A 14,172-nucleotide genomic window follows, 5' to 3' on the forward strand; every position below is an offset into this window, starting at 1 on the left:
GAGCGGATTGCAAAGAAGCTGTCCACCTGATAGAGGGTATTTCTGCGGAGATCTTGCTGGCAGACCGGGGCTATGACACAAATGATATCCTGGCCTATGCGGTTTCAGCTGGGATGGAACCTGTGATCCCGCCCAAGAGAAATCGCAAAGAACAGCGTGACTATGATAAATATCTCTATAAGAAGCTGCGTCATTTGGTAGAAAACTGCTTTCTTACCCTGAAACGTTGGAGAGGTATTGCTACTCGTTATGCTAAGACCTCTGATGCCTTTATCGCTGCGGTACACGTCTGTTGTATCGCTATTTGGGCTGCTATTCGTGCTTAACTCATGTAGACACTATTTAGTATCCATCTAAACAGTCATAGGTGCTGTCATCAATGCTAGCTGAAATCTACCTTTCCTTTCCTGTTGTAATATTCTTAAACTGTCATGTTCATTACACCTACCACCATGACAGGAGGCACCTGCCACCAAGAGGGCGCAATAGCCCCCTTGGCGGCAGGTTTTTTCCATCATATCTTTTTCAGCCGAAAAAGCAAGCTGCTTTTTCCACCCTTAACTCGGTAGCGCTGCTCTGTTTCCAGCAGTTCCACTTTTCGTAAATCCTGCAAAGCCCGGCGCACTGTTGACTGAGATAGTTTCAGTTCTCTGGCAATGGTAGGAATAGCAGGCCAACACTCGCCAGCCCTGTTCGCCCGGTCTGCCAGATAAATATAAACCGTCACGGCCCTGTGCTGCAAGTCCATCTTGTAGAGGAAATCAAACCGGCCCATCCTGCTTTACCTCTGATTCAAATTCCCGGTTGCGTGGGGCAACCGCCTTGAAAGGCTTTCCCTTGCCATCGTCCAGCCTTTTCTTCTGCGGCGGACGCTTATGCTTTTTCTGAGAGGGCGCGCCCTGCTCCGGCCCACCAGCAGGCGTATCCTCTGGCGGTGTATCATCATCCTTAAGCCAATCCGGGTGGTACTTAAGCACAATGGCTTGGAGCAGCTCGTTCTTCTCCGCATAGGCTACCTTGCGGTTGCCGTTCTCTGGGACGGCGTACTGCTCGTCAAACTGGATGCCCCAATCGAAATACAGCTTTAGCCTGACTTTCATGGGGTAGAAACCGGTTTTCATCACGATGAATTGTCCCTTGGGCATAGACTTCAACTCGTCCGGCGTCATGAGAGGCCGCTCTATCATCTGCAAAGACTGGCTGGGGTCGTTCTTGCTCCTGGACACTGAGCCAGACATCACTGTGCGGCTGCCCAGGGCCTTGGACAGCACCTCGGCAGAGCTGCTGTTGGGTGCAAAACCGCCGAAGATGATATCCTGCAAATTATCTACGATAATCTCTGCACCCTCTTTGCTATAGTTCTTCTCTAGCTGTGCAAAGGACTGAATAATCGGTACAATTTGCAAGCGGCGGGAGCGGGAGGCAGAGAACATCATTTCAGCGGACTCAATCTTTGGAATGGTGCCAAATTCGTCAGCGAAGAATACACATCGATTCTTCAGCTTGCCGCCGTTTTCATCAGCTACAGACAGAATCTCCCGATAGAGCTGCTGGATTATGAGCGAAATCATAAAAAACGAATTGGGATTTTCCTCGGGTAAGATAACGAACACGGCGCACTTTTCATTGCAAAATCTTTCTGCGTCTATTTCCGTATCAAAGCATAAAATTTGCTCTAATTCGCTGTCGAGGAACGAATTCAAGCGAGACAATGCGGTACCCATCACACTGGCCATAGATTCTTTGGAGGTATTCAGCGCGGCTCCGGCAAACCATTTGGCCTTATGGTCGTTGGGGAGCATAGCCATGAGCTGCTGGAACTGGTTCTGCCCTTTCTGCTGAGAAGGGGCCAGCAATTCCTGAATGATTTTGAACACGGATACGATGTGCCGTTTTTGCGGTTCACAGAACTCAGCCACCAGAAGAATTGTTGCAGTCAAAAGGCCCTCGGCTGCATCATAGAAATATGCGTTGTCACCAAAGGACGCGCCGTCCATACCGGACAGGATGATGGTCTTGGCAATGATTTTTGCGTACTTTTCAGCCTTTGCCTTGTATGCCAGCTGGTCGGGGTATTCAAGATAGGCATCCATATATTTGTTTACCAGGTGGAGCAGGTTGTTACCGTGGGAGCGGGTGGGATTGCGCAGGTCGATTACCGAAACATGGTAGCCGTATCTTTCTGCAATGGCGCCATAATTTCGTGCCAGGTCCCCCTTTGTATCGCTTGATAACCAGCTCATGCCGGATGCACAGGCGTACTCAATGCAGGGATACAGCCAATAAGCGGTTTTCCCAACACCAGCCGCACCGATCATCATCGTGTGAACGTCGCCGGTGTCCACCATGGCAACAGTTTCTTTTCTGCCGGTACATCCCATAACAATGCCTTGGGGGAGTGCCTGCCCATTTTCCAGCGTAGGTTCCTGACCATGAGCAGCCTGCTCTCTCCAGCGTTCCGGCGTAAATGGGACGTGCTGGTACACTTTTCTTATCTCTGCTTTCGTTGCCCACCGAGCCGTACCGTGCTGCCCGTCGCCAACCGTCTTTGCCTTGATATTATTGAGGTTGTAGATATGCGCCAGCAACGTCACCCCGCTGAGAACGCAGAACATGAGCGCAGCCACAAAAATCAACGGCGCAATATTTGGCATGATTCCTCAACCTCCAATCCCTCGCCACATAGCAAATCCTCGTTCCAGTCCTTATTGACCGGCACGAGGATTTCTGAGTCTATGCCTTGCATAACGAACTTAGCAGTAATTCTTTGCGCGGCAAGTTGGCCCGCCTCATCGCTGTCAAAGCAAATGGACACATTCTTAATGTTCGGATTATCTTGTATACATTGAAAGAGCACCTTGTCTGAAACAGAACAAGCCGCCGCATAGCTGTGATTGTGCCAGCCGTTCTTGTTCATAGAGATGAATGAGAGCATATCGATGGGGGCCTCGAACAAATAGAGGCGGTCACTCCTACCATTCCAGTGAAAACTGTACTCTGGTACACTTCCCACAGCATTGCCTTTGTAGGTGGACGCAGAACTGGTTCCCCGCTTATTTGCGTGACGAGGGATGCCGTATTTATCAAAGCCAACGAACACCACGTTGTGGTACGGTGCGGATTCGTAAATCATCTTCTTGTGAACGAAAGCATACAACACATCCTTGTCAATACCTCGTTTGCTCAACAGATAGGCAAATACCCGCCGCATATTGTCGTTGGCAGGAGGCAGTTCGAACTTGGACGGTGCCTTTTGCGCAGGCGGCATAACGGAAAGCATACCATCACTCCGGCCCAGCAAATATTCCATTGCTTCCGGGTAAGATTTGTGGTAGAATTTTCTTACGAAGTCGATGGAATCGCCGCCCACCTGCTCATACTGGTGGAACCACAGGTTTCCTCGGATGGTGACTTTCTGGGAACCGTTCAGCCATTCCAATTCTGAGCCGGACTTGCGCAAGGTTTCACCTTGGCTGCGGAGCAGGCATGCTAGGTCGGTACGCCTTGCTTTTTCTTTCTGTTCGTCTGTAAAAGGGATATATCCAGACATGAAACTCCTTTCTGAGAAATGTCCCGCACCAAATGGCGCAGAGCATTTCTCACAGTATTTTTGTTATTGCCGCAAACCTTGCGCCTGCTTTTTCTCGTTGATTTTCCGGCGCAGTTTACGGTCGACACTTCTATCCTGGTAGATAGGCTGCAGTTCATTTTGGAGAATCTGGCTGGTCTGCTGTAGCAAGCGCAATGCATTCATCCCGATATCAGCACTGCCCGCTGTGGGAGAATACCTGTGCTGTGGTTCTGCATCATCTGCCGCCACTGACTGGCGCTGGTTATCTAGCACCAGATTCATAGCCTCCTGGATGATGGCGTTTTTTAGAGATTTGAATTCTTTGTTCTGTGACAATGGTACCCGCTCCGGCAGATTGCTGTTATAGGTGCGCAGCACATTTTCCCTCTGCTCATACCACAAATCATAAAGCATGGAAATACGATTGTCTTTTGCAATTTCATCGACGATGGAATCAATGAGTGCTTTCACATCGGCCTTGAGATACCCATATACCGTTTTTCCCTTGGTGCGGGACAAACGCCGGGCAAGCTGCACTAGCAGTTCCTCTAAATGGGGATCAGAATACCCGCCAGTATTTATCTGTGAAACGATTTCAGACAGTACATCTTTGCTCTCGGAGCGCAGCCGGTTTCTATGCTCTGTCTGCTTTTCATAAATGCACAGTAAATCTTGAGCGAAGATATCTTTCGCAAAAGAGGAGCGCAATTTCTGCACACCCTGCTTGGTAAGGTACCCCTCGCTTTCTACTGTGGAGTACGCAATCAAATGCACATGAGGATGATGCCCCTCGTTGTGGAAAGCCGCAAACCACTTCAAGTGCCCAATAGGGATGCGCAAGTTTTCGGAGAGCGCTTGGGTCTGAGTGCGCAGCATATCCCGCCAGCGGGAACCATTATCGAAGCCGAGCCGCTCTGCATCCTCCCGGCGCAGAGATATAATTGCCGTCCACACATTGCCGCCGTATTCGTTGAGCTCCCGCGACACCTCTGAAAGATTCACCTGCACACCATCATCTGTAAACAAACCATGAGAACCGAATCTCTCGGCGCGGGGCCGGGTGGCAATATAATCCGCATACGTTTTAGCATTCAAAGCGACAGCGGCATTGTCCTCTATGGCGCGGGAGATGAACTCAGAGGCAGATTCTACTGTCTGTTTCTGCTGGTAATCCTCATATTCCAACATTTCCCTGCTATCTGGAAAGTCACGCAGAATTTTCTTGATGAGCTGTTTCTGATTCCAAGTGGCGGGAGCAAACTTTTTGGTGTCATCTATTTTTTCGACACCATCACGGGTAGCAATATACTTTGCGTACCCACCACGCCCTTGGCGCGCACCCGGTTTCAGGAACTTAAACTTCGTAACTAACTTTGCCACTCCACCGCATCCTCAAAACTGAAATTGCCGTTGAGTCGTTTTACCTCCTGGACGCATTCCCCGCGCAGACGGGCCAGAGAAATCTCGTCGATCTCATTGCTGGCGGCAACCACATTCATGAGCATGGCCAGTTCCACCGCCAGCTTGAAAATCATTTTGTTGTGACGGTTGTCGCTCTCAGCCACGATGCTTTTCATGTTGGAGAGGAGCGCGTTGGGAAGATACGAAGTATCTTCGTCAGCCGTGACGTGGCCAACGTAATAGCAGATTGCCCGGTCGATAAACTCGGACTGACTCTTGCTCTTGTCCTTCCTATAATTATTTTTTACGAGCTCCAATGTGCTTGGGTACGCCCAAAGCAGAAACTTCTTTTTCCCTTTTGGCGCAGGCATGACTTCACCTCCTTCTAAATTTCGCAACCGTACTCAAAACGTCGTTTTACTGGCCTTTTTCCGCACTACAACCCACCCATTTTGCTGACAACCTTATCAGCAACCCACCCTTCAAAATGCACATCTGAAAGCCCGAAAACTCCCGACGCGACCGGCATTGCCGGGCGCAGTGAACCGTGAGGTGGGTGCAGCGCAACCCACCTCGCTTTCTCCCGCTTAACTTTCGACCCAGTCGAAAGTTTCTTTTCTGACCTTGCCGAAACCGCCTCCAAAACCTGCGATTCTGGGGCTTGTCCAAACCAGCTACATGCTGCCCCAACACGGCCCGCGTGGGGGCAGAGCCGAGTGTTTTCTCGACCCAGCCCTGTAAGCCCCGACATAGGGCCACACAGGGGCCGACAGGCAGGGACGTGCTGGCAAACCTCGTCAGACTTTCTTGTCCGGGGGCATAATGCCCTCCAACCGCTCAAAGCAGCACTCGGTATAGGATAGGCCGTTCTCCGCGACTATCCTGTCCAGAACCGCCAGCATATCCTGCTCTTTCAGGCTGGCAGGGTCGCTGGGGCTGTCAAAGCAAACCCACTCGGAAGAGCCGGGAGAGTCCTTGACGTACACGTCGTACCCCAGCCGCAGAGAAGTATCTGACTGGAACAACACAGCATTTATCTTCATACAACCCACGGTCAGGCTGGCTGCAACGGTATCTTCCAGGTGCTGGGGAGTCTGCCGCCGCAGGCGGGACACTTCCCGGTCACTCATAAGCCGCCGGTACACATACTCGTTGCCGAGGGTGCGTTTCAATTCCTTTGTCCGATTCACACTGCCGCCCCCTCACATACGAAAGTGGAAGTCATATTCCTCATCTTCGTCCTCATCGTCCTCCACATCCTCCCACTCATCTTCTTCCTCATCCTCTATATCCTCATCTTCTTCTGGCTCCTCCTCGTCATAATCAAAAAGGGACTGCTGCTCATACTGTACGGCAGAATCATAATATCGCTGGGTGCTGCTCTGCAAAGCCTGTTCCAAGGCGGCAGTGTCTAGCCCACAATCCTTGTACCCTTGATGCACCGTGGCGTAGTAGCTGGGCGAGGGGAGGTTGAAATTCATGCGCGGGTTCATGATATACACCATGGCGCTGACCTCCCGGCCGCCCATCTTCACCTGCACATCCCGCTTGAAATAGTGGCTGGGAAAGCCCTCATACATATCCAGCGACCGCTCGTCCCTGGCCTGGATTTCCCACAGCCCCACGGGAACCGAGGCCCCATCCATGCGGCCTATGGTAGCAAAAGCCGAGCGCTCCCGGCCCTTGAACTGCAATTCATACCCTTGCAATTCGCCGACACCAACATATTTTGCCGTGGGACAGCGATACTGCATTTGCTTTTTATTAAGGTTGCTGCCATAGGCAACATATAATTTTTTAGCCAATTTTCTCACCCTTTCACATAGTCATTCGCGGTTCTTCTGATTCGTTCTGCGCTTCATCTCCCTCCGGAATTGTCGGCGCAGGGGCTTGCTCCATGGCCTGGGCAACGGACTCTGCCAGCCGTTTCTCAGCCAACCGCTGTTTCTGAGCCTCTGCCTGGGCCGGGTCTTTCCAGGCAATATTGCCGTCCAGATTCTTCAGCAGATGGTGGCGGGCCGTCTTGAACTCGTCGCCGATCAGCCCCAGCCGCAGCAACCATACCCGGAAGGTGTACTTCTCATTACTGCTCTGGGTCTTGATTCTGGAGGCAGATTTCTGCACCAGCGCCTGGTGGCTGATCGCCATGCAAAGCTGGATATATGACTTTATCTCACCTGCGTGGAGCGTGGAATTAAAGAGCCGAAATTCTATCGTCCCCTTAGAGAATACTGAGTGTAAATTGAGCCCATGATACCGGCTCTCGTCATAGTGCTCGTATCTGCCGGACGGCCCGTTATACCAGATATGCTCGAAGTCAGCCATGGACGAGGGCCGCTTGGCGTTTAGTTCATCCAGGAATCTGGTATCTGCTTTGGCACAGTAATGCTCCCGGTTGACGTTCACCTTGAGGGTCTTGTAGAGCAAGTCCTCCTTCGCCGCCATAATATTGACAATGTTGCGCAGGGTTTTCACGTTATGGGGCGAGGCATCGATGTGCACATGGATTCCGCAAGAGGCGTTGACCTTGGCCCCAGCCGTGCGCAGCTTGCGGATAAGCTCCTGGATGGTTCCGATGTCATCGTACTTGCATATGGGAGAAACGAACTCCACAGCATAGGCCGCATTGCGGGATTCGCCGCGCCGGGACTCTCTGCGAATGGAGGAATCCGACACCACTTTCCACTGGCGGCTCTCGCCGTCCCGCACCGTGTAGGTGTCGTAACTGCCGCCCACATGAATAGCGCTGGTACCAAAATGACCGGCAATCACCTGGGCCGCAGCCGCGCGAGTGATGCCGGTCATCTCAATTTCAATACCGAATTTTTGCGTTCTCAAAAGCTATCACGGCTTTCCGGGAGGGGAGCAGGGCTGGGTTCCGGTTCTGCCGCAGGGCGGGGACGCTTGCGTTTCTCCGCAGGCTTCGGCTCCATGCCGGAGCGCAGATCCAGAAACTCCCGGACATTGCCGGGGACGGCTTTGGCGTAGAGCGCATCCACGGCAGAGACCATTTCCTGCTCAACGGATTGGCCTTTCTGCTCCAAGTACAGCCGCAGGGCGGCCAGCTTTTCCTCGTCATAGGGAATGGTAATAGAATCTTTCTTCATTACAAATCAACTCCTTCTGTCTGGATATCTTCAAAAGTCATTTGGTTTTCAGGCGATGAACGGCTGCTCTCGCTAAGCCACCAATCCATAACGTCCTGACCACAGCGCCACTTGATATAGGGTTTGCCGTTGTCGATCCGGGCCTGCAGCATACGGTCAAAGGCGAGCAGGTACGCCTGCTCATATTTCGGGTACCTGGCGAACTCCTTGCGCATCTGCTTGGCCCCGGCAAGGGGACACCCAATGCAGCCGATCCGGGAGTACCCCTCGTCATAGAGGCAGCAGTGGGGGACACCTCTGGAATTGAGGTACTCCCACACATCTTCCTCCAGCCAGTCGATGATGGGATTGAGGGTGTGCATACTTTTCATCACGCAGGACTCCACCAGACGGCGGGCCTCGTCGTTGTCGTTCATCAGCTTGACCCGCGCACTGCTGTGGCTGTTCAGCTCCAGCACACCCCACTCGTTTTTGCGACGAGAACTTTCCGCCCACCGGACACCTGTAATCACAAAGCGACCTTGGCCGCCCCGCTCCTTGAGCCGGTCGCAGCAGTAGCGAACTATACGGGTCGGTGGCATACCTTTTTTCACAATCAAATCCCACATGGTAATGCCGGGATGCTCCACGGCAACATCAGGGTAATGCTCCCTCATAAAATAGATGACTTCTGGCGGGTCAACAGTAGTCAGGCTGTAGTGGGCGTCGAATTTCACCCCAGCCTCCCGGCACAGATGATACACGGCTTGGCTGTCCTTGCCGCCGCTGAATGCCAGATAGTAACCCTCGGTTGGCTCAAAGGTACGGAGCCGGTCGATGGCGATCTGTACCTTGTCATGGGTGCCGAAGAGCGTTTCCTCTACCAGCATGGTGACATCACATAGATATCCCCGGAGTCTGTTCCTCCACAAACTCCGGGGCGATGGTGAAATATATTTCGTTGGGAGTATTCTCCACCTCGTCAAACTCCGGGCGCTCCGAGAGCATATCCAGAAACAGCCGCCAGTCGAAGGCGCTCAAATCCTCATTAAATATGCCTTTCTCAACTTCCACGTCGATGTCGCTATAGGAGATACAAAACTTCCCATCTTCCTGCCCGGCCAATGCCTGCTGGACGTATTTCTCCACTAAGCCATCCATCTGCACACAGAAATCTCGCAGGGAAGGATAGCGGTTCATAAGGGATAATGTCCGGGCGCCCGACAGGTAGGCGGAGTACCGAGCGTAGGCAAAGCCCTCGGAATTTACAAGGATGCCATCATCAATCCCCTCACAAAGCACCAGCATCCCATCAGCGACTTGATAGTATCTGCGTCTATGGTCTTGTTGAGCGAGGACGGATAATTATCCCAAAAGGTTTCATCTTTCGCCGTGAACGTGTGGCCGTTGTCGATGGGCGTACCCGGCTCAATACAGTACGCCACCTTGCCATCATAGGAGCCGACAGCGAAGGTGGCAAACATATCGTAAGCCTCCATATACCAGCCGTTCATGAACTGGAGGTTGTCACGATCCCAGCTATTTTTGTTGGCCTCCGCGTCGCGGGGGAAGGAAACCATATAGATTTCCGAGCGCTCCCCAGCGGCCTGGGCCGTAGTTCCAAAGCTGACGAACATGGAAAAGCACATGAGCAAGGCCATGACCAGCGCCATGCTTTTCCGCTTTACAGTAGATGTCATATTCTCTCCTTTTCTGCCCATTTGGGCAACAAAAAAGCGCACCGTGATTCACAGTGCGCTTGGCGTTAGTATTCTGTTTTGTTCTTTATGCGTACCCGATATAAATGTTGTAGCTGTTCTCTCCGATGGATTCATACCAGATCCAGACGTCGGTGATATCCGGGTCGCTTGCATATCTATTCATCCGGCTGCTGATGTCCCTCTCCAGGCAGGTGCTGTGCGGCCCGGCCCCGATGGGGTTGTCCCAGCAGTCCACGGCGCTGCTCTCCAGCCGCAGGCCCAAGCCTTGTGCGCAGCTTTGCGCGTAGCCTATCCAGTAGCCGATATCGAAGCTGGGTACTGGTTCTGGTACGGGCTCCACGGGTGCGGGAGTGGGGGCCGGAGGTTCCGGTGTAGGGGCTGGCGGCTCCGGGGTGGGAACAGGTGTCGGTGCGGACGTAGCCGCCGGTGGAGGGGTGGGGGTAGCCTTGACTTTGACGATAAGGTAGCCGGTATCTGAGTCCCGGGTCTCCGGGGCAGGGGTAGTGGCCACAGCTTTCGGTTCGGTAGTGGGCTTATCCTGCTGTACCGCCTGCTTTTTCGTGAGTTCCTGCGCCTTATCCTGCTTGGCGGTGGGAGTAACTTTTTCGTCTGTCTTTTCGGCCTGCGCAGGCTCTTTTTCCTTCTCTGCCGTACTTGCCTTTATCTTTAGACCAGCCGTAATCTGCTCTATGGCGGTACCTACGTCAATGTGCTGTTCAGCAGGTGGCGTCACGTTTAGGACGAGTGCCTGGGGCGTGGGTTCCGGTGCCGGTTGTGTGGCCTGGGACTGTGTCATCTGACATCCGGCGCTGCTTATGAGCAGGGCAGCAGTTATAAGGGCGGTCAAGATTTTTTTCATGGAGTTCATCCTTTCTTGGAGTTTTTCTTGACCACAAGGATACCATAAACTTCTGAAAAGTCCAGACCAATTCCGAATAAATATGCAACAAAGATTCAGCCAGAAATTCCATACGATCTGGGCGGAGCGCGGATAAGCGTACAATTATTTTTCAGTTCATAACACCTCCCATCACATGGAAATAAAGGTAAACCCAGAGCTTTCCTCTACTTCCTTTTGGATGATTTCCTCCGGCTGGGCGAAGCAATCCATATACCGCTCAACCTCTGCATCCGTCAGGGAACGGAATTCTTCGCCGTTATCGCCTACCACAAAGAACGGCCCGACAATCACATCATCACCTACACGACGGTTGCAGTCAAGCCCCAGCAGCTTGCCCTGCTCGTTCACAACAAGGACTGTGCCGTCCCGGTTGTAGATAGGTTCAAGGAGATCGCCCACAGCCCGCTGCATGGAATCCAGGTCGTTGCGCACCTCATTGACGATAGGTGGTTTACCCGGTTCCACGTAGACGATTTGCATAAGATTTTCCGGCTTGTTAGCTAAAGCAGGGTCAAAATCTACTTTAGGAAACCCGACCCTGTCACAAAAATATGCCCCGCTTTCGATAATTGGAATGTTTCTGCCGCGATAATCGTTCGCTTGAAATTCCAGGTTGTTTGCATGGGCCTTTTCCAGATCGGCGGCAAATAAATCCGGGTCACTGTAGCTGGCAGTAGTACAGGAACCGGATGCAGAATAAAATCGGATGACACCTTCCAGGAGTGGTGCGCCGCCCTCTATCACGACAATGTCGGACACAGACATAGAGTGTCCACGAAACAGCGGATGCCCTACTGTTTGGATCCGGGAATTGTTGGAGGACGTGTTAAAAATATCGAAAATTTCTTCCGGGTCGGCGCATTCCAAATCTCCACGAAATACTTCTTCATAGATACTGGAATCGATATTGGTGTTTCCATGCAATTTTTCAAGTTCATCCAATCCGGCAAACCGCAGACGCTCTTTGTCATGTTCCGGGCTAATTTGGAATATCCTGATCTGCAAGCATAGCACCTCTCTTTCTCTGAGTTTCCCGGCGTGGCAGCCTGCCCAGGCTCTCCGAAAGCTGCACAAACGCCGCCTTTTGCAGTTCCGCGGGCAGGGAGTCCAGCAGTTCCAACAGCATGGCGCGGTCGTCCGTCATGGCCCGTACAGTCTTTCCTTGGCAGTTGTCGCAGAGCTTTTCCCTGCGGACGATCACCGAGCGGCCATCACTGGACTCCGTGAAGGACAGTACGTCGTTATACTCAAAGCCCACCCGCTGCCTGATTTCATAGGGGATGGTGATGCGCCCTCGTTTGCCCAAAATGCGCAGCAGTTTCCTGTTCATTCGTCCAGCCCCCTTCCGTCGCAGTTGGCCTCACATGGACAATTCTCGCAGTTGAACTCACAGGGGACAGCGTTCAGAGGGCAGTTATCACAGTCACGGTCGCAGACATAATCCTCCGTGGTATCCGGCGTGTCGATGATGATCTTGCCCTCACGGGCACTCACCTGGATGATACTTTCGGTGTTGATGCCAGCCTCCAGGAACATATCCAGAGGGACGGACACCAGAATAAATTGTTCATTTTTCAAAACAACCACTTCCTATATTTCAAATTTCATTTGCGCTGGCTTGGCCTTTTCCCGCTCGAACAGGTCATAATTCCCGATGAGCAGTTCCTTGAATTCTTTCCCGGCTTCATACCTCTGGGCCATGGAGTGTACCCTGGTGAAATCGAACACAGGAAATCCCTCATACAAGCCCCTGATTTCTGGGCAGTCGTTGTAAGAGAGCAAGAACCTGCCCTGTATATTTGCTGCCGTGTCCCGCAGGCGCACATGGTCGGCCCAGGCGAACTCTACCGCGTACATATCCTCCGTGGAGAAGTACGGCGGGTCTAGATAAAAGAATGTGTCGGGCCGGTCATAATGGTGGATGAGGGTTTCAAAATCCTGATTTTCCACCACAACATTTGCCAGTCTGCTTTCAAGCTGCTGAATCAAGCTGAACAGCCGCCGCAGATCGAATGGCTGAGACGCAAAAGATTTTTTGCCGCTGGAGTAGCTATAACGGAGCAGCTTCAGATACATAGCCGCCCGGCGCACATCGTAATCTTTCGTAATGCGCTGACGGATGGCCTGCAATTCCTCCGCCTCTGGTGGTGGGAACAGTATCTCCGTTAGCTCTATTTCTTCTTCCAGGAATCTGTCATCGAACTGCTCATGCTGAAAAAATTTCTTGATGGCCTGGAAGTCGGCGCGGGAGTTTAGATTGCAAAAACCCAGCTCCCGGATGGTGGCCATAGTCCGTTCTTTCATGCAGTGGAACAGATTCGTAAGGTTTCGGTCGAAGTCATTGTACACCTCGAAAGAGTCAAGGGGCTTTCCAAGCAGCACACTCCCGGAGCCGCCGAACACCTCTACGAACCTACCATATTCCAAGGGGAACAGGCTGTAAATGATGGGGAGGATAGGCGCTTTATTGCCTACCCACGATACCGGCGATTTGATACTTCATCATCTCTTTTCCATGCCGGAAAACCGTCCAGAAAGCAAAAAAGCCGGTACCAATCGCTTCCTGAACGATTGATACCGGCCTAGAATTGTGATTTTTTTATTTCATGGACATCCCGCCATCCATCTCCTCGGTTTCTGCGGACTCCTCCAGTGGGCTGTTTTCAAAGCCACCCAGACGGTTCGGCACATAGTCCGACAACCAAGTTCCCCCAAAGGCATCGTGGGTTTTCAGCCGCCAGATTGCCAACCGACCAATGTCTGCGTCCACGCCCTTGAAAGGGAACAGCAGGCAGGTGAGCCCATCATGCTCGAAAGACGAACATTCGCTGAACTTGCTACCGTTCCGCAGGATACCTTCCTCGGTCAGCATTTCATTTATTCCGTCCACCCATTCCTGCAAATCGCCGCCGCAGCCCTGGAGGATAAGCCCCTCTGTATTACCCATATGGCGCAGGTTTTCGGTGGTAATATGCTTGATACTCATAACTTTGGCCCTCCCATATCCTCACTTTCTTCTATTTCCTCATCTTCCTCCAGCCCATCGTTACCCCACAGGCTGTTGGCATAGTCGACGGCTTCCTGCCCAACGGGGAAGAATTCGCCGTCCGGCACACCGTTGTGGTATTCCACCTCGCCGCAGTTGTACCCGATGTCCTCGTCTGCCCACTTATGGGTAAAGTCCAAATCAGGGTACATCTGAGCCAGCTTTGTCATGATGGGTGTTGGCGGCGCCCATGCTGTCAAAAAACGCAGGGACTTGCCGTCAAACTGGACACCATTGTCGTAACCGTAGGCGTTCCACTTGGTACCCCACTGATTGGTACAAAATCCGTACCAGGTGGTGAAGCCCCATCGCTGCTGGTTCTGAAAGGCTTTCTTGCCCAGCTCCCATGCTGCCGAGTCGATATCGGGGCGCACCCGCAGGAACGCCTGCTCTGCCTTTTCGGGAATATGGGACAGGTCGTAATTCTCTTTCTTGCCGTTAAAGGT

The 14,172-nt window shown here is 52.3% G+C and carries 18 protein-coding genes and 2 pseudogenes; 1 reads left to right on the top strand and 19 read right to left on the bottom strand.

Annotated features, from left to right (window positions below; translation table 11 throughout):
• The coding region (locus tag D1841_RS14610) for a transposase (protein ID WP_161880099.1) at window positions 1-326 on the top strand (326 nt) is incomplete at its 5' end.
• 188 nt (window positions 327-514) lie between these two features.
• Here the strand turns inward: D1841_RS14610 and D1841_RS14615 are convergent.
• From D1841_RS14615 to D1841_RS14705, 19 genes and pseudogenes are all read right to left on the bottom strand, one after another.
• Window positions 515-775 (bottom strand): helix-turn-helix domain-containing protein, encoded by a 261-nt coding sequence (locus D1841_RS14615; RefSeq protein WP_160644224.1) that lies wholly within the window; start codon window positions 773-775, stop codon window positions 515-517.
• Window positions 762-2,654, bottom strand: a complete 1,893-nt coding sequence (locus D1841_RS14620; protein ID WP_160644226.1) for a VirD4-like conjugal transfer protein, CD1115 family — start codon at window positions 2,652-2,654, stop codon at window positions 762-764. The genes D1841_RS14615 and D1841_RS14620 overlap by 14 nt, the downstream gene beginning before the upstream one ends.
• Entirely contained in the window at window positions 2,633-3,550 is a 918-nt protein-coding gene (locus D1841_RS14625; RefSeq protein WP_160644228.1) for a DUF3991 and TOPRIM domain-containing protein, read from the bottom strand. The genes D1841_RS14620 and D1841_RS14625 overlap by 22 nt, the downstream gene beginning before the upstream one ends.
• A gap of 63 nt (window positions 3,551-3,613) precedes the next feature.
• Window positions 3,614-4,951, bottom strand: coding sequence for a MobP3 family relaxase (mobP3, locus tag D1841_RS14630; protein ID WP_160644230.1), 1,338 nt, complete (start codon window positions 4,949-4,951; stop codon window positions 3,614-3,616).
• On the bottom strand, window positions 4,939-5,343 hold the full coding sequence (locus tag D1841_RS14635) for a hypothetical protein (protein WP_160644232.1): 405 nt from the start codon (window positions 5,341-5,343) through the stop codon (window positions 4,939-4,941). The genes mobP3 and D1841_RS14635 overlap by 13 nt, the downstream gene beginning before the upstream one ends.
• Before the next feature lie 426 nt (window positions 5,344-5,769).
• The gene (locus D1841_RS14640) at window positions 5,770-6,162 is read right to left on the bottom strand and encodes a hypothetical protein (protein WP_160644234.1); all 393 of its coding nucleotides are present in this window, start codon (window positions 6,160-6,162) and stop codon (window positions 5,770-5,772) included.
• A 12-nt stretch (window positions 6,163-6,174) separates the two neighbouring features.
• Window positions 6,175-6,777: a gamma-glutamylcyclotransferase family protein gene (locus D1841_RS14645; RefSeq protein ID WP_160644236.1), complete on the bottom strand. Its 603-nt coding sequence runs from the start codon at window positions 6,775-6,777 to the stop codon at window positions 6,175-6,177.
• A gap of 13 nt (window positions 6,778-6,790) precedes the next feature.
• Window positions 6,791-7,810 (bottom strand): amidoligase family protein, encoded by a 1,020-nt coding sequence (locus tag D1841_RS14650; RefSeq protein WP_256376701.1) that lies wholly within the window; start codon window positions 7,808-7,810, stop codon window positions 6,791-6,793.
• Window positions 7,807-8,079 (bottom strand): DUF6103 family protein, encoded by a 273-nt coding sequence (locus D1841_RS14655; RefSeq protein ID WP_160644238.1) that lies wholly within the window; start codon window positions 8,077-8,079, stop codon window positions 7,807-7,809. Before D1841_RS14655 ends, D1841_RS14650 begins: the two co-directional genes overlap by 4 nt.
• A complete protein-coding gene (locus D1841_RS14660; protein WP_160644240.1) occupies window positions 8,079-8,948 on the bottom strand; it encodes a phosphoadenosine phosphosulfate reductase family protein in 870 nt (289 codons plus the stop codon). Before D1841_RS14660 ends, D1841_RS14655 begins: the two co-directional genes overlap by 1 nt.
• A gap of 7 nt (window positions 8,949-8,955) precedes the next feature.
• Window positions 8,956-9,366, bottom strand: coding sequence for a DUF6329 domain-containing protein (locus D1841_RS14665; RefSeq protein ID WP_160644242.1), 411 nt, complete (start codon window positions 9,364-9,366; stop codon window positions 8,956-8,958).
• The gene (locus tag D1841_RS14670) at window positions 9,324-9,758 is read right to left on the bottom strand and encodes a hypothetical protein (RefSeq protein ID WP_160644244.1); all 435 of its coding nucleotides are present in this window, start codon (window positions 9,756-9,758) and stop codon (window positions 9,324-9,326) included. The genes D1841_RS14665 and D1841_RS14670 overlap by 43 nt, the downstream gene beginning before the upstream one ends.
• 85 nt (window positions 9,759-9,843) lie before the next feature.
• Complete coding sequence (locus D1841_RS18745; protein ID WP_201751338.1) at window positions 9,844-10,638, bottom strand: hypothetical protein; 795 nt, start codon at window positions 10,636-10,638, stop codon at window positions 9,844-9,846.
• 171 nt (window positions 10,639-10,809) lie between these two features.
• Window positions 10,810-11,685, bottom strand: coding sequence for a YodL domain-containing protein (locus D1841_RS14680; RefSeq protein ID WP_160644246.1), 876 nt, complete (start codon window positions 11,683-11,685; stop codon window positions 10,810-10,812).
• Entirely contained in the window at window positions 11,660-12,010 is a 351-nt protein-coding gene (locus D1841_RS14685; RefSeq protein ID WP_201751339.1) for an AbrB/MazE/SpoVT family DNA-binding domain-containing protein, read from the bottom strand. Before D1841_RS14685 ends, D1841_RS14680 begins: the two co-directional genes overlap by 26 nt.
• Window positions 12,007-12,258, bottom strand: a complete 252-nt coding sequence (locus D1841_RS14690) for a hypothetical protein (protein WP_160644248.1) — start codon at window positions 12,256-12,258, stop codon at window positions 12,007-12,009. The genes D1841_RS14685 and D1841_RS14690 overlap by 4 nt, the downstream gene beginning before the upstream one ends.
• A gap of 12 nt (window positions 12,259-12,270) precedes the next feature.
• A complete protein-coding gene (locus D1841_RS14695; protein WP_160644251.1) occupies window positions 12,271-13,176 on the bottom strand; it encodes a DNA adenine methylase in 906 nt (301 codons plus the stop codon).
• Between the two features lie 148 nt (window positions 13,177-13,324).
• A pseudogene (locus D1841_RS14700) lies at window positions 13,325-13,666 on the bottom strand (hypothetical protein); the annotation flags it as partial.
• Window positions 13,663-14,172, bottom strand: a pseudogene (locus D1841_RS14705) (hypothetical protein); the annotation flags it as partial. The pseudogenes D1841_RS14705 and D1841_RS14700, both read right to left, overlap by 4 nt.

Source organism: Neglectibacter sp. X4 (genome assembly GCF_009917365.1).
In the GTDB taxonomy this organism is placed as follows: Bacteria; Bacillota; Clostridia; order Oscillospirales; family Acutalibacteraceae; genus Acutalibacter.

Coding starts and splice junctions, on each gene's coding strand:
- D1841_RS14670 (WP_160644244.1), bottom strand. CDS start 9,758: ATGACATCTACTGTAAAGCGGAAAAGCATGGCGCTGGTCATGGCCTTG.
- D1841_RS18745 (WP_201751338.1), bottom strand. CDS start 10,638: ATGAAAAAAATCTTGACCGCCCTTATAACTGCTGCCCTGCTCATAAGC.
- D1841_RS14660 (WP_160644240.1), bottom strand. CDS start 8,948: ATGCTGGTAGAGGAAACGCTCTTCGGCACCCATGACAAGGTACAGATC.
- D1841_RS14685 (WP_201751339.1), bottom strand. CDS start 12,010: ATGAACAGGAAACTGCTGCGCATTTTGGGCAAACGAGGGCGCATCACC.
- D1841_RS14625 (WP_160644228.1), bottom strand. CDS start 3,550: ATGTCTGGATATATCCCTTTTACAGACGAACAGAAAGAAAAAGCAAGG.
- D1841_RS14665 (WP_160644242.1), bottom strand. CDS start 9,366: ATGCTGGTGCTTTGTGAGGGGATTGATGATGGCATCCTTGTAAATTCC.
- D1841_RS14655 (WP_160644238.1), bottom strand. CDS start 8,079: ATGAAGAAAGATTCTATTACCATTCCCTATGACGAGGAAAAGCTGGCC.
- D1841_RS14615 (WP_160644224.1), bottom strand. CDS start 775: ATGGGCCGGTTTGATTTCCTCTACAAGATGGACTTGCAGCACAGGGCC.
- D1841_RS14620 (WP_160644226.1), bottom strand. CDS start 2,654: ATGCCAAATATTGCGCCGTTGATTTTTGTGGCTGCGCTCATGTTCTGC.
- D1841_RS14635 (WP_160644232.1), bottom strand. CDS start 5,343: ATGCCTGCGCCAAAAGGGAAAAAGAAGTTTCTGCTTTGGGCGTACCCA.